Annotated in this window: 11 protein-coding genes; 6 read left to right on the top strand and 5 right to left on the bottom strand. The window is 50.4% G+C overall.

Annotated features, from left to right (window positions below; all coding sequences use genetic code 11):
- Positions 1–320 precede the first annotated feature (320 nt).
- The 4 genes from H8K38_RS12485 to garD form a co-directional block, all read right to left on the bottom strand.
- Positions 321–1007, bottom strand: a complete 687-nt coding sequence (locus H8K38_RS12485; protein ID WP_186885154.1) for a response regulator — start codon at positions 1005–1007, stop codon at positions 321–323.
- Positions 1004–2569, bottom strand: coding sequence for an ATP-binding protein (locus tag H8K38_RS12490; protein WP_186885155.1), 1566 nt, complete (start codon positions 2567–2569; stop codon positions 1004–1006). The genes H8K38_RS12485 and H8K38_RS12490 overlap by 4 nt, the downstream gene beginning before the upstream one ends.
- Before the next feature lie 110 nt (positions 2570–2679).
- Entirely contained in the window at positions 2680–3504 is an 825-nt protein-coding gene (locus H8K38_RS12495) for an NAD(P)-dependent oxidoreductase (protein WP_186885156.1), read from the bottom strand.
- A gap of 164 nt (positions 3505–3668) precedes the next feature.
- Entirely contained in the window at positions 3669–5222 is a 1554-nt protein-coding gene (gene garD, locus H8K38_RS12500) for a galactarate dehydratase (protein WP_186885157.1), read from the bottom strand.
- A 378-nt stretch (positions 5223–5600) separates the two neighbouring features.
- Between garD and H8K38_RS12505 the strand changes: the two genes are divergently transcribed.
- The 6 genes from H8K38_RS12505 (at position 5601) to H8K38_RS12530 (ending at position 16674) form a co-directional block, all read left to right on the top strand.
- A complete protein-coding gene (locus H8K38_RS12505) occupies positions 5601–6305 on the top strand; it encodes a FadR/GntR family transcriptional regulator (protein WP_186885158.1) in 705 nt (234 codons plus the stop codon).
- Positions 6306–6517: 212 nt separating this feature from the next.
- On the top strand, positions 6518–9208 hold the full coding sequence (locus H8K38_RS12510) for a TonB-dependent siderophore receptor (protein WP_186885159.1): 2691 nt from the start codon (positions 6518–6520) through the stop codon (positions 9206–9208).
- A 55-nt stretch (positions 9209–9263) separates the two neighbouring features.
- Positions 9264–11135: a glycoside hydrolase family 28 protein gene (locus tag H8K38_RS12515; protein WP_186885160.1), complete on the top strand. Its 1872-nt coding sequence runs from the start codon at positions 9264–9266 to the stop codon at positions 11133–11135.
- Positions 11136–11198: 63 nt separating this feature from the next.
- Positions 11199–12008: a rhamnogalacturonan acetylesterase gene (locus H8K38_RS12520; RefSeq protein ID WP_255422950.1), complete on the top strand. Its 810-nt coding sequence runs from the start codon at positions 11199–11201 to the stop codon at positions 12006–12008.
- Positions 12009–12016: 8 nt separating this feature from the next.
- On the top strand, positions 12017–14758 hold the full coding sequence (locus H8K38_RS12525) for a pectinesterase family protein (RefSeq protein WP_255422951.1): 2742 nt from the start codon (positions 12017–12019) through the stop codon (positions 14756–14758).
- Positions 14759–14784: 26 nt separating this feature from the next.
- Positions 14785–16674, top strand: a complete 1890-nt coding sequence (locus tag H8K38_RS12530; protein ID WP_186885161.1) for a glycoside hydrolase family 28 protein — start codon at positions 14785–14787, stop codon at positions 16672–16674.
- A gap of 83 nt (positions 16675–16757) precedes the next feature.
- Here H8K38_RS12530 and H8K38_RS12535 read toward each other — a convergent pair whose 3' ends face one another.
- Positions 16758–18365 carry a methyl-accepting chemotaxis protein gene (locus tag H8K38_RS12535; RefSeq protein WP_186885162.1) on the bottom strand — a complete coding sequence of 536 codons (1608 nt, stop codon included), beginning with the start codon at positions 18363–18365 and terminating at the stop codon, positions 16758–16760.
- Between the last annotated feature and the right edge of the window lie 126 nt (positions 18366–18491).

Genomic DNA, 18491 nt, shown 5'->3' on the forward strand with positions numbered 1-18491 from the left:
GAAAAATAAGCAACAAGTTCCAATGTGTCGCAAGGCCTTATCTGGTCTAGTTTTTTTTCGTTTTACTGATTAAAAATACAGTGTAACAACAGGAACTTGCCCGCGTTCGTCGCATGCTCAAATATTTCGGGGTATCACATCAGTTAGGCGCACAGACGCATGCGCCAAAATCTGTGGGGAAAATGCTCTCATTCTGCATACTCCCCCCTGTTTTTAATAAAACACCCTTAATCCCTGCAGAAACATTGGGCTTGTAAACATACCCCGTGGAGTATATTTTGGGTGTTTTGAGTGGCTTGCGTCAGTCAGCGATGCGAGTGCTAGATGGCGGCCAGGCGATAGCCGACGCCGGTTTCTGTCAGCAGGTAGCGGGGTTCGGTCGGGTTGTCTTCGATTTTGGCGCGCAGTTGTGCCATGTAGAGTCGCAGGTAATGCGTGTGGTCGATGAATTCTTCGCCCCAGACATCCACCAGTAGCTGGCGGTGCGTGACGACTTTGCCGCTGCTGCGCACCAGGCGTGCGAGTAAGCTGAATTCGGTTTTGGTCAGATGCAGAACCTGGCCGTGGCGTTCGACCAGGCGGGTGCTCAGATCGATGTGTAAGCCATCCAGCGTGTATTCGGTCGTGGCGGCGGGCACGTTGGTTCCCCGGTGGCGCAAGGCGACCCGGATGCGCGCCAGCATTTCGCCGACGCTGAATGGTTTCGTCAGATAATCGTCTGCGCCTGCATCCAGCAGGGCAATTTTTTCGGTTTCCTGATGTCTGGCTGAAACAATCAGAATCGGCAGATTGCTTTGCTTGCGCACATGGCGCACCAGGTCTGCGCCATTGCCGTCGGGCAGGCCAAGATCAAGCACGACGACGTCTGGCAGCGCATGTTTTAAGATGGCGCTGGCCTCGCTGATAGAGACAGCGGTTTGCACAGTAAAACCTTCGACAGACAACGACGCTTGTATCAGTGAGCGTATCTCTTTGTCGTCTTCCACCACTAACACGCGGATGCTCATGACAACTCTCCTGCTACTGCGGGTGGTTGCGCATCTAATGGCAACTGCAAGCTGAATTCGCTGCCGCCTTCCTGCGGCTGGTTCAGCACCAGATTGCCGCCATGCACGGTTGCGATGGCCTTGCAAACGGCGAGCCCGAGTCCGGAGCCGCGCTGGCTGCTGCGATCGGTGTGATCGCCGCGCACATAGGGTTCAAAAATGCTGAGTTGTTCGTGTTCCGGTATGCCTTTGCCGCTGTCTTTCACCGAGATCAGCATCCATTGCTGATGCTGATCGGCGTTGTGTTCATCAGAACCTTGTGCGCCCTGAATGCTGACGCGCAGTTGTATGTCGCCATCGGTGTATTTCAGGGCGTTTTCCAGCAAATTCGCCAGCAGTTGCGAAATCAAAACCGGATCGACTCTGACCAATGGCAGGCCTTTCGGAAGCTCGAGCTGAATGCGTTTGTCAGTGTCATGTTGACGCACCCGCGCCAGCACGCTGCCGATGATTTCTTCTATCGATTCCCAATCCCGCACCAGTGATTGCGGCGTGTTTTCCAGACGCACTAGTTGTAAGGTGTTTTCTGTCAGTGCCGATAAATATCCGGCTTCTTTGATGATGCTGTCGAGCAGGTGTTCTTGTTCAGCCACGCTGAGTTTGGCATGCTGAAGTTGCAGCGCGGATGCGGCACCGACGACGACGGCTAACGGCGTTCGTAAATCATGTGAGACCGCCGCTAAAAATATGCCCTGTAATTGCTGGCGCTCTGTTTCGCGTTGCGCAGCCAGAATGCTGGCGTTCAGGCTTAATCGCAAGAGCGCCTGCGCCAGTATCGTACAAAGCGCTTCGGCGTGCTGGCGGCCGCTACTGTCATTTGCCGAAACGGATTGTATGCATACGGCACCCAGCATTTGTCCATGCGGATGACTATCTGCTATGGGTAAATACCATGCGTCAAGATCAGACCAGCGATTGGTGCCTGCGCCGATGACGGTACCTTCTTTCATACAGCATGCCATGCCATCGCGTATGGTTGCGGGCAGCTCATTGCGGCAATGTAGTTTTCCGCTGGCGTCGTTCAGACCAAGTAGGTTGACGCCGGAAAAAGAATCGTCGAACGCTTGTTGGCCTAAACCGGAAATATCGTCAGCGGTATTGCATGCGGCGAGTCGTACCGCCAGATGTTGTAATTGTCGTGCACGTTGCTCATTCAGATGCGCGATCTCAGTTTCGCGGCGCAAACCGGATGTCAGGCGATGAATCACCAGGGCCAGCACCAGCATCGTGATCAGTGCAATGAAATGTTCCGATTGATCTATTCTGAACGTCCAACGGGGCGGGACAAAAAAGAAATTCAGCGCGGCCACCGCGGCGAGGGCGCAGGTGACAGAGTAAATCCAGCTTAGACTGTATGCAGCGATAACGACCGCCAGCACATAAATCATAGATTGACTGGTGAGTGACACATAAGGGTCAATCAATGCGTTGACGCCGCTGGCTGATGCCAGCAGTAAAAAGATAGAAAAGCTATCTCTTAACGGAGAGTGCGGTCGCTGCAGGAGCTCAGTGATTTTGTTCATCTGAGCAGCGTACCATAGACGATATTAAGAACGCATCAGGATTTTCTGACTGATTCAATCGCGGAAATGTCAGCGCCAGTTGATCGCACAGCTGGCGCTGTTGTTGCAGCTTATGGTTTGTATTGTGGGCCGCTCAGAATGAAGCCGCCGCCCTGATACGTGCTGCCGACATCATCGGCATCCGGATAGCGACCTGTATCCGGGAATAAATGCGCAAATTTATCTGAGCTGTCTTTTGGTTCGTAGCCCAGATGCGATGCCGCGTGATTACTCCACCATTTTTCACGATTGTCGGAGACACCGAATACGATGGTGTAGCCGACGCGTGGAGTGAAGGCTGCGCAACGCAGTAATTCAACTAAATCGTCGTAGCTCAGGTAGGTCGTCAGCATGCGGCGATTGGCCGGTGCAGGGAAGGCGGAGCCTATGCGTACGCACACGGTTTCGATACCAACACGGTCGTAATAATAGCGGGACAGGCTTTCACCAAAACATTTGCTGACACCATAGATGCCATCAGGACGCGGTGGCATTGTCGCATCAATGAAATCAGTGGTTTTGTAAAAACCGATCGTGTGGTTAGAGCTGGCGAAAATCACGCGGCGTACTTTATGGTGATGCGCTGCTTCGTAGATGTTGTAGGTGCCTTGAATATTGGCACGCATGATGTCTTCAAAACTGGCTTCAACAGAGATGCCGCCGAAATGCAGAATCAGTTCTACATCTTTCACCAGATCCATTACCGCTGCTTTGTCGGCGAGATCGCATTGCACGACTTCTTCGCCTTCTTGCGCAGCACCCAGATCAGCCAGATCGCTGACACGTAAAATCTCCGTCCAGTCTTTCAGTTTTTCGCGCAGAATTTTTCCCAGACCGCCAGCGGCACCGGTCAGTAAGATGCGGTGAAAGGGTTTTGCTACAACTTGCTTGTCCATAGTTTCCTCTTTTTTATTTTGTGTAATGTTTTGTGTAATGAATAGTGTCAGTCAATGATGTGTTTGTGATGCGTTTAATTGACCTGAGCCGCCGCTGTAATTTCTGCTGACAGCGCATTGAAATCGGTCTGTCAGCAGCATAGATTGCGATCAGCGATCAACAATCAGGTAATTGGTGCCGGGTTGAACAAGACCAGAGCGTTATGGAGTTTCCAATGTTCAGCCCAGGTTTTTTTACCGCTGGCGACATCGAGCATCATATGGAAAAGTTCCCAGCCTATATCTTCTATGGTGGCGTTGCCAGTCGCAATCTTACCGGCATTAATATCCATCAGATCATGCCAGCGTCGCGCCAGATCATCGCGTGTCGCTACTTTAATTACTGGTACTGGTGCAAGACCATAAGGCGTGCCGCGGCCTGTGGTGAAGATATGCAGATTCATTCCGGCTGCGACTTGCAAGGTGCCGCAAATAAAATCACTGGCAGGTGTTGCTGCGTAAATCAGGCCGCGCTGCTGAAGTTTTTCGCCGGGCGATAACACACCTGAAATTGGCGATGAGCCTGATTTGACGATGGAACCCATCGCTTTTTCAACGATGTTGGAGAGCCCGCCTTTTTTGTTTCCCGGCGTCGTGTTGGCGCTGCGGTCTGCACCGCCACGTTTCAGATAATCGTCATACCATTGCATTTCCCTGATCATGGCGTTGGCGACTTCCGGGCTCGTGGCGCGTGAAGTGAGTTGATCGATGCCGTCGCGCACTTCTGTCACTTCGGAAAACATCACGCTGGCACCAGCACGGACTAATAAGTCGGTGGCAAAACCGACTGCGGGGTTGGCGGTCACGCCGGAAAAAGCATCGCTGCCACCGCATTGCACACCGACGACCAGATCAGAAGCAGGGCATACCACGCGCTGACGCTGATTCAGTATCGTCAACTGCGCTTTGGCCTGTTCCATGATGGATTGAATCATCGATTGAAAGCCAACGTGCGCAGCGTCTTGCAGGCAAACAACGGGAGGCTGCGCTTCATTCTTAATCGGGAAACTACCGGCAGGGAATAGTTTGGCTGGTTGTAATTTCTCACAACCGAGGCTGACGACCATTGCCTGTCCGCCGAAATTCGGGTTGCGGGCGATATTTCTGATGGTGCGAATCGGGATTTCTGCACCCGGCGCATCAATCGCAACACCGCAGCCATAGGTGTGTTCAATCCCAATAACGTCATCAACGTTTGGAAAATCCGGCAGTAATTCTGCTTTGATGCGTTTGACTGCATGTTCGACCACACCTGATACGCATTGCACCGTCGTGGTGATAGCGAGGATATTACGCGTTCCTACGCTGCCATCGTCATTCCGGTAGCCCATAAACGTATGGCCTTCAAGCGGCGGCAACGGTGTTGGCGATACGGTCGCAATCGGCAGATTGTCGAGTACGCGGGCATCCGGCATGCGTATCAATGTTTCATTGAGCCACTGACCGCGTTTTACATCAGTGTTGGTATAGCCAATCGTCACGTTATAACGCCGGATGGCGCTGCCTTCGGGTAAATCCGTTAACGCAACTTTATGTCCCTGAGGAACATGATCAACAAGTTCCAGAGCGCAGGGGAACACGGTATGTGCCGGCAGCCCGCCATCATTGACGACGATGGCGACGTTGTCATCGTCGTGCATCTTGATATACAAGGGTTTTTGCTCGGAAGTAAGCTGCATGAAATATCCTTTGCCTGGTTTTGCGTTGGTGTTATTTTTTGACTAGCGCAAAATTTTAAAAAATTGGTCAGGCCAGATGATAACTGGATAGACCGAAATGCGCCGATGTCACAAAATATTTTTATTGGATCAGGTATGCGTAATTTTGTAGATTAGTTGAATTTTTAGAGTTAATTTCATTTAAATTCAATGGTTTATCGCATTTTTTCTGGGAGTGCTGCGGCCGTTTCGCTATAATCTTTGGTGCCGAATTTGTGGTGAGTATGCCACTATGATAAATTTTTGGCTAGTCCAGATTGATGTTTTGGTCAGACCAAATTAGAATGGCCTGACCGAACAAAAAATGACTGGCTGTTATGTTGATAAGGTCGTCAAAAAATGAATAAAAAAAATAATGCGGGACAAAACGAGGCAATTTCTCATGAGCCGCGCCTGTATCGCGTCGTGGCAGACAAGATTAAGGGATTGATTGCTGAAGAAGAAATCAAACCTGGTGAGCGTCTTCCATCTGAGCGAGATCTGGCAACAAAGCTCAGCGTATCACGCGCGTCCTTACGTGAAGCACTGATTGCACTTGAGCTGAGCGGTACTGTTGAAGTACGTGGTGGTTCTGGTGTGTATGTCAGTCAGGTGGTTGAATCAGAGGCGCATTTGCCTGAAGTCGGTGCCGGGCCATTTGAAGTGTTATCGGCACGGCGTTTGATTGAATCAGAAGTCGCAGCGATTGCGGCACGTGTGGCGACTGATTCGGCGATTGACGACATTTTAAAAGCGGTACTGGAGATGGAGGCGCATCACGCGAATTACGCCAGTAATGAAAGTGCGGACAGGAATTTTCATCTGTCCATCGCCAGAGCAACAGGTAATAGCGCGTTAGTCGGTGCTGTCGAGTATTTATGGAATCAACGTGGCCGCTTATGGCACAAATTGAAGGAGCATTTTCAGACAGAGGAATTACGTCATGAAACATTGACGGACCATAGAAACATTCTGGAGGCGATTGCCTCACATGATCCGGCGGCTGCCCGCAAAGCGATGCGGGCGCATCTGGAACGTGTAACCAGAACTTTTTCTCGCGGCTGAAACACTGATAAGGCAAAGACACATTTGCCAGTTTTAGCGGTAGAGACTACCGATTTTTCGACCGGCTGAGACCCCGGTGAGACACTGATATTTTGTGTACTCATCTTCGTCGCAGCGGCACGGAGTACGCGAGGTGCTCCAGACAAGTCACTCACCACCAAAACCGGGAGTGACATCGTTGATGAAAAATAGGAGTTTGAGGAGACATTAGAATGAAAAAGAAAGTAACGAGCCGTTCCGCATTTATGCTGAGCAGCGTCAGTATTGCTGTTCTGACGCTGGTCAATCAGGTGCAGGCAGAAGAAATACAAAAGGTAGAAGTCACGGGGTCTTCTATCCGTCGTCTGGCTACCGAGGCATCGTTGCCTGTCACGATGGTGACTGGTGAAGAGCTGGAAAAACGTGGTATGACCACACTTGCCGATCTGATGATGGCATTGCCGGAATCAGCATCGCTGGCACCTTCAAATGCAGGCTCAGGTACAAACATCAATCTGCGTGGTTTGGGTGTTAACCGCACGCTGGTGTTGTTGAATGGCCGTCGTCTGGCGAACGAAGCGATTGCCGATGGCTATGCCAATCTGGATGTGATTCCTATGAGTGCGATTGCACGCGTAGAGATATTGCGTGATGGTGCTTCCTCGATTTACGGTTCGGATGCGATCGGTGGCGTAGTTAACTTCATCACCAAACGCACATTTGAAGGTAAAACGATATCTGCGCAATTGGTACAGCCACAAAAAAATGGCGGTGCAGATGAGCAGCGTATCAGCGGAACTGTCGGTTTCGGCAACCTGGCACAAGATGGCTGGAACTGGTATGCCACTGTTGACGCACATCGTCGCAGTCGTCTGGCGGCATCAGATCGCGCCGAATTAAGTACAAATGATATTCTGACGAGTATTGGTCGTGCACCCGCATTGGGTAGTGGCGGTTATTCGATGCCTGCCAACTTCACGACCGCAACAAATAAAAACGCACAAAATCCTTACTACGCTTCAGGTTGCCAATCACCATATTCGATACAAGGTGCAAAAAATACTTGTATTTTGAACGATGCTGCGTACGGTAGTGCTTTGTACGGCAATGAGCAGGTGACGTTCTACACCAAATTCACAAAACGCTTCAATGAAGATCACACCTTGACGGTGGATTACATGCGCGGACAGGAATACATCCTGGGCACTAAAAATCCAACAACAAGTCTGGCTGCGAATGGTGTGACGGCGCAATTACCGTCAAGCAGCAAATGGTATCCGGGCGGTAGCGGTGGTGTACCTGCAGTTGCTGGTCTGAAGGGCGAACCTCTGACTGTCACCTGGAGTGTTGCTGATCTGGGGCTGGCAACAACCAAAGATAAACAAGTGAACCAGCGTATCGCCGTGAACGACGAAGGGCGTATCTCCTCATGGGATTACAAACTTGGTTTTGTTTATGGGCACAGTCTGCGTGAAAATTACTATGACTCTGGCTATGTGAGCGGGGCTGATTTACTGAAAGGTATCAGCAACGGCACCCTGAATCCATTTGGTTTACAAGATTCGGCCGGGCTGGCATATCTGAAAAGTATCTCAGTCGATGGCGCCTTGAACCGGCATTCTGTCAGTACATTTACTGGCGTCGATCTGACGGTGTCGCGTGAGTTGTCAAATCTGGCTGGCGGCCCGATGATGCTGGCGCTGGGTACGGACTATCACCGTGATACGACTGAAGATCAAAAGACGGACATCACTAATATTGCAACATATGCAGGCGCTTCGCCATCGTTTGCGAAATCCAGCCGGAATGTCGCTGCGGCCTACGCTGAGTTAGAAGTACCGCTGACCAAAGAACTGAATCTGAACTTTGCTGTACGTGACGATCATTTCAGCGATTTCGGTAATACGATCAACCCTAAAGCCAGTTTCCGTTATCAGCCAACTAAAGAGCTGATGTTCCGTGGTTCTGCTAACACGGGTTTCCGTGCACCGACTTTGTTCGACCGCTACGGTTACCGTTTGCCAGGTGCAACGACAAAAACAGCAGCGAAATGGGATGATCCTGTGCAATGTCCGGGCGGCACGCCAGGCGTCGCTGGCACGGGTAAAGCCTTACCTGGTCTGGTTGCTTCCACGGTCTGTAATACGACCTTGCCTAAGCAAACCGGTAGCAACGCTGATTTGCAGCCAGAAAAATCCAAAGGTTATACCTTCGGTCTCGTGGTTGAACCGTTGAAAAATCTGACGGTATCGGCTGATTACTGGCACATAGAAATGACCGACATGCTGGCGAACTTACCAGAACAGGTTTATTTCACGAATCCGCAAAAATATGCTGATCTGTTTGTGCGTAATGCAGATGGTTCACTGGCGTTCATCAAAAATGTGACGATGAATCTGGGTGGTCAAAAAGCGTCTGGTATCGACGTTTCACTGGCATATGCTTTCCCGAAAACATCCGCAGGCAATTTTAAGGTGAAACTTGACGGTACTTATCTGACGCAGTTTGATAATCAACTGGAAAAAGATAGCCCGTATGTGTCGAATATCGGTCGTTTTGGTGCAGCAAGCAATGGCACCACTTCCAGTATGCCTATCATCACTTTCCGTTGGAAGCACACACTGAGTTTATCCTGGGATCGTGGCGACTGGGCATCACAGTTGACGCAAAACTTCAACACTGGTTATCACGATCAGAACCTGGTTGCACCAGAGTATTTCCGTGATATCGAGTCGTATTCCATCTGGAACTGGACAGTGAATTACCGTGGCTTTAAAAACATGGCAATTTCCGCAGGCATTTCGAATCTTCTGAATGCCCGTCCTCCTGTCACTAATCATAACGCTTACACCTACGGTTATCTGAGCAGCGCCGCGAGCCCTGTTGGCCGTGCTTTAAATGTTCGCTTGTCTTACGACTTCTGATAGTGCTTAGTCCCTGGCCTTGCAGGTCAGGGACATTTTTAAAGATGGAAAAATTATGAGTGTTGTGATTAACGAAAAACGCAGAAGCCTGTTGCAAGCCGCATCCAGTGTCGGACTGTTGATGGGCAGTGGCCTGGCCAGCGAAGCGATCGCTGCGACAACGAAACAAGATCCATGGAAACAGGCGCAGGCGATTATTGATCGCTTTGCCAAACCTATCCATTTTCGCAAAGAAGATTTTCTGGTCACCAGTTATGGTGCCAAAACCTGTGAAGTAAAACCGGTAGAAGCATGGGTTTCTTTCGTCGAACGCAAAACCTTACAGACGCCTGTTGCTGAAGCGACCGATTGCTATCCAGCCATTGCGGCTGCGATTGCTGCCTGCCATGCGGCCGGAGGCGGGCGTGTGGTGATCCCGGCGGGAAATTGGTACTGTGCCGGACCTATCGTTTTGCTCTCCAATGTGAATGTGCATCTGAATGCCGGAGCACATATTTATTTTAGTAATAATCCGGCGGATTACGCCAAATACGGTAAGTATGACTGCGGCAAAAACGGCAAGCTCTCCATGACACGCTGGGAAGGCAATGATTGTCTGAATTTCTCGTCTATGGTGTATGCGTACGGCCAGAGAAATATTGCGTTGACGGGTGATGACTGGACGTCGATTCTGGATGGACAGGCCGGTGTTAATTTTACCGACAGCCCGTATTGCTGGTGGTCCTGGAAAGGGCGCGAAAAACCAAGCTCTGTCGGTGATATCGCACCTGGCAGTGGCGACTGGATCAAGCATCAGAAAGGCGAGACAGAAGTATCTCTGAATCCGCGGAATCCTGTATCGCTGGCGGAAGTTGCGCCGCATCTGACGGAAGAAAAACGCCTGTTCATTCAGGGCGAGGGTGATAAATGGCGTCGTGACTCGAATTATCTGCGGGCGCTGGCGGAAGCCGGAGTCGCCGCTGATAAACGTGTTTTCGGTTTAGGCCATTTCCTCCGTCCACACATGGTGCAGTTCATCAATTGCAGCAATGTTTTGTTTCAGGGTTATCAGGTAACGAATACGCCATTCTGGCAACATAATCCGGTCGGATGCCGCAATGTTCATGTGAAAAACATTTACGCCAATAGCGTGGGCCCTAACAGCGATGGCTTCGATCCTGAATCCTGCAACTATGTCCTGATCGAAGATTCGACTTTTGATACCGGCGACGATTGTATTGCTGTCGATGCAGGTAAGGGGCCGGATGTGCAATATGGTCCGTCACAAAATATCGTCGTGCAAAACTGCAAGATGCACAGCGGGCATGGCGCGATGACATTTGGCAGCATTATGTCGGCAGGTATTCAGAATGTGTTTGCGCAGAATCTGGTATTTGAAAATAGCCATTGGAAAACTGATCCATTGAATATTGCGATTCGTTTTAAGTGCAATATGAGTCGCGGTGGTTTCCTGAAAAATCTGCACATCAGGAATATCAGTATTCCGAATGGTATTCGTACGACACCGGCGTTTTATTCGACCTTGCCCGGTTCAGTGATTCCGACGAAATCGGTGGCAACTTCTGCCGGTGCGGTTATTACCATCGACTGCGGTTACGATCCGATCAACGACAATGTCCGTACACGTCCACCTGTGGTTTCCGATATTCACATTTCTAACGTTAATGTAGGTAACGTTGACACCGGTGCAGGGCAATTCTCCAGCTATCAGGCTATCGTTATTCTGGGGCCTGTACCCAGCGATTACAACGGGCCCGCATCACCTGCACCCAAAATTGTACCGGTAAAGAATGTCACTATTTCTGACTGTGATCTCGGTAATCCGGTGAATAAAGAGAATCCTATGTATCTCTTTAATGTCAAAGACCTGGTACTGAAAAATGTCCGTGTCGGCGGCACAGTCTACAACAAAACATTGTCTGTCTGACCACTTCCCTGTAGTCAGTTTGGAGCCTCCTCGTGAGGCTCTTTTTTTAAATTGGATGACATCATGAAGACATTACTTCGTGTCGTTTTGCTCGCTTGTTCTGCTCCGCTATGGATGGCCTGCCAGGGGCCGGTGCCAGTCATGAAAGATACCCGCCCACTCGAAATTATTCTTGTCGGCGACTCGACCATGGCACCGAACAGCGGCTATGGCAATGCATTGTGCGAACGTTTTTTGAAAGAAGTCACGTGCCTGAATCTTGCGAAGGGGGGACGCAGTTCAGGTAGTTACAGGGCGGAGGGTTCCTGGGAGATAGTGATGCAACAATTGCGCCGTGATACAGATAAACGCCGCGTCGTTTTGATGCAGTTCGGGCATAACGATCAGCCTGGTAAGCCCGGACGCTCTACCGATCTGGCGACAGAGTTTCCGGTTAACCTCGCGCGTTATGTCGACGAGGTCAGAACTGCTGGTGCTGAAATTATTTTGCTGACACCTCTCACGCGCAGAACCTTCAAAGATGGCGTACTGCCAAACGATTTGCGTCCGTGGGCGGAAGCCAGTTTGCGTGTCGCCAGCGAAAAGCAGGTGCCAGCGATAGACCTGAATCAGCAAAGCCACGCGCTGGTTGCCGCGATGGGGCAAAGCGAAGCTGATACGCTGGCAATGGCGCCGCCGCCATCCGAAATTGTTGCTCCGACCAGTGGCAGCACACTGGCAACAGTAGAGCGTCAGGGCGCCGCGAAAAGTGCGTTTGACCGTACCCATGTCGGTAAAAAAGGCGCAGCGATTTTTTCTGCGATGGTCGTACAGGCTCTCGTGGCTGTAGATCCTGAAATCGGTAATGGTATGGCCAAAGGGAGTTCAAGATGAGATACAACATGAAACAGCGGCAGCCACAATTCACAGTAGTTTCCCGCTATGCCAGTGTGTTGCTGATGATGTCCAGCCTGTTTGCTGCGGATGTTTGCGCGCAGGATAGCAGGCCGTTGAAAGAACCGCTTGCGCCGTCCATCTGTCAATTGTTACCAGCGCAACTGAACATGAACGAGGTTGATGCGCAGACATTGGCAGCACCTGACACGCAGCGCCTGCAGCAAGCGATCAATCAGTGTCCATCGGGTAAAGCGTTGCGTCTGGTCAGACATAGCGATAAAAATTATTTTCTTACCGGCGCATTGCAGATGAAGGCGGGCGTCTCTCTGGTGATTGATGCTGGTGTGGTGCTGGCGGGATCACGCTTACCTGCCGATTATGATAAAGGTGAGAAAAGTTGTGGCACAGTCGATCAGAAGGGGCGTGGTTGCCGCCCGCTGATCAGCATTGTTCAGTCACAGAACGCCGGATTATTTGGTGATGGTGTGATTGATGGTCAGGGCGGAAAGAACATTCTCGGCGGATCCGAGAGCTGGTGGGAAATAGCACGTCGCGCCCAGCGTGAAGACTTACATCAGAACGTACCGCGTATGTTGGAAATAACGCAGTCGCGCGAGATGGCATTGCACAGAATATGGCTGAAGAATTCGGCTAATTTTCATGTCACCCTGAATCAGGTGGATGGTTTTACCGCGTGGGGAATCCATATTGATACTCCAGCCACTGCCAGAAACACGGACGGTATCGATCCCATTTCTTCACGCAATATCACGATCACCAAAAGTTACATTCGCACTGGTGACGATAACGTCGCGATTAAGGCGGGTAATCAGGGGCCGACCGAAAACATAACCATCAGTGATAATCACTTTTACTCTGGACACGGTATGTCCATCGGTAGTGAAACCAACGGTAATATCCAACATGTGCTGGTCGAAAAACTGAGTATTGATGGCGCTACTTCGGGTTTGCGCATTAAGAGTGACGTGTCGCGTGGGGGGCTGGTGCAGGACGTGACTTATAGGGATATCTGCATACAGAACAGTAAAGCACCGCTGGATTTTGACACGCATTACGGTAAGCGCGCATCGGGTGATCTGATACCGGAATATCGTGATATTCATCTCGAACGTGTGCAAGTGCTGACGCCGGGGAAACTGATATTTCATGGCTACGACGCAACAAGACCGCTCAGAATGAGCGCCAATGATTTAATCGTTCCTGAACAAAGTACGATCGTCAGAGAAAACGCACTGTGGTCATCTGCCGTTGTGCAATCGACGCTGAACCAGAATTTTAAATGGCAGCCGCTGCAATCAGCGACAAAAAACACTGCCTGCGCCAACGCATTTGCGGCCTATCCTTCGCCATCTCCGACAGATAAACGCCCGCAGTTAAATGAAGCACAGGCTGCTCATTTTCCTTATGACGAAGTTCTTGGTTATGCAGGTTTGCCAGGAAAAGAGCAACGTGATATATGGGACCCTTTGTCTTCGCCAGTTGTTCATGCGCAGCAGATAACACCCGACTATATTGTCAATGCCAGTGAGCCAGCTGATGGTAAGCTCCGTTTTCAGCGCTTACAGGATGCGATCAATCAGATCGTGACAGACGATCTGGCGCATCGCTTACCGGCATCCCGCCGCATTACTGTTCTGGTGGAGCCCGGAGTCTATGATGGACTGGTATATATCCCTGAAACATCTATCCCTATCAGCGTGATTGGCAGAGATGCTGCTACGACACGTATCCGTGCCAATCTGGATGCCGCGATCACCGGAACACAATATCAGGAGCGTTTCGGGGCGCAGTTTGCGCAGGCTCCGGCGGCCATTGCTAACATGTTTGACAGCATTCGTATCCGCCCGATTATCGGGACATTTGGTACGGCCGTGCTGTGGGTGAAAAGTCAGGCATTCCAGATGCGTGATATCACCATTGAAAACAGCTATAACAAAAATGGCGCACCGGCACCGCAGGCGTGTGAAGGAGCTGATTGCCCCGGAAATGGCGTGTATGGGAAAAGTCTGATGGTGCATCATCAGGCCTTAGCGATGATGACTGATGGTGTCGACAAAGCACAGTTTGAACAAGTGCGTCTGCTGGGATTGCAAGATACCTTGTATATGCGCGCCGGCAAATCAGGGCAGACCGCTCGTCACTTCTTCTATCATTCTTATATCGAAGGTGACGTTGATTACATTTTCGGTGATGCGACCGCGTATTTTCTTGAGACGGAGATACGCTCATTAGGTCCTCGCACCAGTTCTTACGTCGCGGCACCAAGTACGAATCTGAATTCACGTTACGGATTTGTATTTAACCGCTGCCGCTTTACCCATGATCAGAGCAGCAATGCGATGGCTGGGAAATTTTATCTGGTCCGTCAATGGTTTCATAATCAGCGTTGCACGCCGTACGGCAAAGTACCTATCGATGGCTATCGTTGCGAGGCCGGAACGACAGATCAGTTTGTCAGTCCATCTGGCACGATTACCCGTCAGACTATAGAAACTGTAGGGAAAATGATTGTGCTCAATTCTGTGATCGGTGCCCATATACATCCGCTTACGCCTTGGTCCGACTGGAATAAAAATGGCACCTTGCCGTACCGTCCTGCGCAATTTAACAGTGACGACTTCTGGCGAAATTTATCTGCGAGCACCATCAGCCCTACGGCTTTTGGCTATCAGACTGCACCTGCACCCATGCAATTTCTGGGCGAATTCAATAATCAATACGAATAATTTGAGACAAAAAAAGGAAGTACGACATGACCTTGAAGACATCATCGGAATCCCTTGCTGACCAGCAGTATCAGGGGCGACGCCGCTTACTGAAGCAACTCGCGGCAATCGGTATCGGTAGCAGTATGCCTTGGGCGGCGGCCAGTGCGGCACAGCGACAAACGCCTGCCGATCCATGGAAAAGAGCTGCAGAAATTATTACGAAGCTGAGTGTTCCATTCCATTTTCGCGAAGTGGATTATCCGATCACACGATACGGTGCAAAAACATGTGAGCTGCAAAAAGTACAGGCATGGAGTTCGTTTGAGGATCAGGGTTTGTTACAGACTCCAGCGGCATCGTCTTTTGACTGTTATTCAGCAATTCGTAATGCGATAGAAACTTGTCACCGCGAAGGCGGCGGCCGCGTGCTGATTCCTGCTGGTGACTGGTTTTGTGCCGGGCCTATCGTCTTGTTATCGAATGTTAACGTTCACTTGCAGGCCGGAGCACATGTTTATTTCAGTCATCAGCCCGACGACTATGCGAAATACGGCGACGTTGATTGCGGAAAAAACGGCAAGTTAAGTATTTCGCGCTGGCAGAGCAATGACTGTCTGAACTATTCGCCCATGATCTATGCGATAGGACAAGAAAATATTGCATTGACGGGTGAAGACTGGACTGCGGTATTAGACGGGCAGGGTGGCGTGCCATTTAATGAATTCGGCGATTGCTGGTGGACCTGGAAAGGCAAGCTGAAAACGCTGAATGCAGTTGCACAGAGTTCCGTGCCGAATTATCGCCCCGGTAAGCCATCCGAAAATGCGGTCAATCCACTCAACGCTAAAACTTTAAAAGAAGTAGCGCCGCAGATCAGCCCGGAACTGCAGGCACTGATACAAGGCAACGACGATAAATGGCGTGCTGACGCCAGCTACCTGCCTGCATTGTCAGAGGCTGGTGTTCCCTTATCCCAGCGTGTATTTGGTAAAGGACATTTCCTGCGTCCGCCAATGATACAGTTTATCGGTTGTCGTAAAGTATTGATGGAGGGGTATGAGGTCAGGAACACGCCATTCTGGCAGCATCATCCGGTGAATTGTCAGCATGTCGTGATTCGCCGTGTTCATGCAAAAAGTCACGGACCTAACAGCGATGGTTTTGATCCGGAGGCATGTGACCATGTTCTGGTGGATGGCTGTACTTTTGATTCTGGTGATGACTGCATTGCGATTAAGGCCGGGAAAAATCTGGATACACAATATGGACCATCGCGCCATATCGTGATTCAGAATTGTACGATGCAGAGTGGGCATGGCGCCGTCACGCTTGGCAGTGAAATGGCGGGTGGCATCGAGCATGTTTATGCGCAGAATTTATTGTTTGAAAACGTACACTGGCAAACCAACCCTTTAAATACAGCGATTCGGCTGAAAACGAATCTGAATCGGGGCGGATATCTGAAACACTTCTACGTGCGTAATATCAAGATTCCCAATGGCGTGCAGACGTCGCCATCATTTTATACATCCTTACCGGGCTCACCTATCGCATCGAAGACGGTTGCCACGGCCGCCGGTGCGATAGTCACTTTTGACTGCGATTACACACCCGTCAGCGATAACGTGAGGATACGCCCACCTGTGGTTGAGGATGTGCATATTTCCAATGTCCGGGTGGGGAACGTGAAGACGGCAAAAGGTGAGTATTCCTGTTACCAGTCGATCGTTATTCTGGGGCCGGTTGCCTCCGACTATAACGGTAGTGCACCGATGCCGGAAGTGTTTCCTGTTCGCGATGTGACGATTACTGATTGTGATTTTGGTACGCCAGCAGCGGGCACGCAGGCAATGTATCTGTATAACGTCAAAGGATTGAAGTTGCGTAATGTGAAGATTGGTAAAGAAGTGATCACGCGCGAGTATTCTGCATAAAAAAAGCACATCTGGTTATTTCCCGGATGCGCTTTTAAGAATGGTAGCGGCATTTGTTTTGCCGCTATTTTTTTGTTGTTGGCTTAACGGCGGATAGCTTTCAAGTTCATCGCTTCTTTTGCCGGGTGTATCGTCTTGATTTTTCGAATATCAGTGACTTCGTCATCCTTGAGTTTAAACACTCTGACCAGTCCTGCCATATCCGCCGCCTGCAATTGCATACTATCTGCAGCTGCGGCAGCTTGTTCTACCAGTGCTGCATTTTGTTGCGTCACACTGTCCATCTGACGAATCGCTTCAGTAATTTGTATGATGCCGGTGTGCTGTTCTTCACTGGCCATCGTGATATCACGCATGATAGAGGCGACTTTTTCGATACCGCCGACAATTTGCGTCATCGAGTTTCCTGCCTCTTGTGCCAGTTGGTTACCGCTATTCATATGTGATTGTGAGGCGTCAATCAAACTCTTGATTTCTTTTGCGGCTGAAGCCGAGCGTTGCGCGAGATTTCGTACTTCCGCTGCCACCACGGCAAAGCCACGTCCTTGTTCACCGGCGCGTGCTGCTTCAACCGCTGCGTTCAACGCCAGAATATTCGTCTGAAATGAAATGCCGTCAATCAGACTGACAATATCCACCACCGCTTTTGATGATTGATTGATCGCATCCATAGTTGTCAGCATGTCCTTCATGACCGCGCCGCCACGATTCGCCAGCATCGTTGCATCGATTGTCAGCTGATTCGCATTTCTGGCATTTTCGGTATTTTTTCTGACGGTGCTTTCCAGCTCATGTATCGTCGCCGATGTTTCTTCCAGTGCGCTGGCCTGTTCTTCCGTGCGGGACGATAAATCGAGGTTGCCTGCAGCAATTTCAGAAGATGCGGTGGCAATGTTTTCGGAGCTTTGACGTATGCTGCGCACGGTTGTCGCTAACTGTTCCTGCATGGCGACGATGGCACCAAGCAGGCTGCCAGATTGATTTTTTTCCAGAGCGACGTCGACAGACAGATCATTATTTGCGATCTGACGTGTGATATTGGCGGCATAAGCTGGCTCTCCACCAAGGATGGCGCTGATGGAGCGGATGATGCGCCAGCCTGAGCCGATCAGAATAATCAGCGCGATCACAAAAATGATCGTTTGTGTGGTCGCTGATTGCCAATAGGTTTGGTTAATATCATCGCTGAAAAAACCGGTTCCTATCCACCAGTTCCATGGCGTGAATTCAACCAGTCCATTTAATTTCGGAGCCAGGCTGCCATCTGGTCGTTGCGATTTCATGCTGACCAGTGCGATATGGGATTTCGCCAGCTCCTCGCGATAAGCACTTGCATCGGGGCGACCATCCATGGTCTGCCCTTGGGAAATCGTGCCGACTTTCTTAGTGTCAGGATGTACCAGATTCAAGCCATCCGGTTGCCTGACCCAATAATAACTGCTGCCGTAGCGGAGTTGCGTCAACGCGGCTTTTGCTTGCTTTTGTGCTTCATCTTGCGTCAGTGTGCCATTCAGTTGCAAGCCATGGTAATGCTTGACGAGGTTTTCACCCATTGCCAGCATGGTCTCGATTTGCATTTCTCTGTCATGCATCAGGGCAGAATATAGCGTGCTGAGACTGCTGGCACCGATGGCGGCGATAGCGACAATGGCGGCGCCCACCAACATTAATAAACGCGTGGAGATTTTCATATGGGATATCCCTCAAAAAAGTTGGATAGACTGCAAGAATGGCAATGCTGAAAAACGACAAAGGCTGACGCATGCATCGTGTGATGCCTGCGTCAGCCTGATTTATGGCAGCACCGCTTGCCTGCG

The organism is Undibacterium sp. FT79W (genome assembly GCF_014284215.1).
GTDB lineage: Bacteria > Pseudomonadota > Gammaproteobacteria > Burkholderiales > Burkholderiaceae_D > Undibacterium > Undibacterium aquatile.

What these genes read in the sequence shown, in the direction of transcription:
- H8K38_RS12485 (WP_186885154.1), bottom strand. Translation starts at nt 1,007, where the DNA reads ATGAGCATCCGCGTGTTAGTGGTGGAAGACGACAAAGAGATACGCTCA.
- H8K38_RS12490 (WP_186885155.1), bottom strand. Translation starts at nt 2,569, where the DNA reads ATGAACAAAATCACTGAGCTCCTGCAGCGACCGCACTCTCCGTTAAGA.
- H8K38_RS12495 (WP_186885156.1), bottom strand. Translation starts at nt 3,504, where the DNA reads ATGGACAAGCAAGTTGTAGCAAAACCCTTTCACCGCATCTTACTGACC.
- garD (WP_186885157.1), bottom strand. Translation starts at nt 5,222, where the DNA reads ATGCAGCTTACTTCCGAGCAAAAACCCTTGTATATCAAGATGCACGAC.
- H8K38_RS12505 (WP_186885158.1), top strand. Translation starts at nt 5,601, where the DNA reads ATGAATAAAAAAAATAATGCGGGACAAAACGAGGCAATTTCTCATGAG.
- H8K38_RS12510 (WP_186885159.1), top strand. Translation starts at nt 6,518, where the DNA reads ATGAAAAAGAAAGTAACGAGCCGTTCCGCATTTATGCTGAGCAGCGTC.
- H8K38_RS12515 (WP_186885160.1), top strand. Translation starts at nt 9,264, where the DNA reads ATGAGTGTTGTGATTAACGAAAAACGCAGAAGCCTGTTGCAAGCCGCA.
- H8K38_RS12520 (WP_255422950.1), top strand. Translation starts at nt 11,199, where the DNA reads ATGAAGACATTACTTCGTGTCGTTTTGCTCGCTTGTTCTGCTCCGCTA.
- H8K38_RS12525 (WP_255422951.1), top strand. Translation starts at nt 12,017, where the DNA reads ATGAAACAGCGGCAGCCACAATTCACAGTAGTTTCCCGCTATGCCAGT.
- H8K38_RS12530 (WP_186885161.1), top strand. Translation starts at nt 14,785, where the DNA reads ATGACCTTGAAGACATCATCGGAATCCCTTGCTGACCAGCAGTATCAG.
- H8K38_RS12535 (WP_186885162.1), bottom strand. Translation starts at nt 18,365, where the DNA reads ATGAAAATCTCCACGCGTTTATTAATGTTGGTGGGCGCCGCCATTGTC.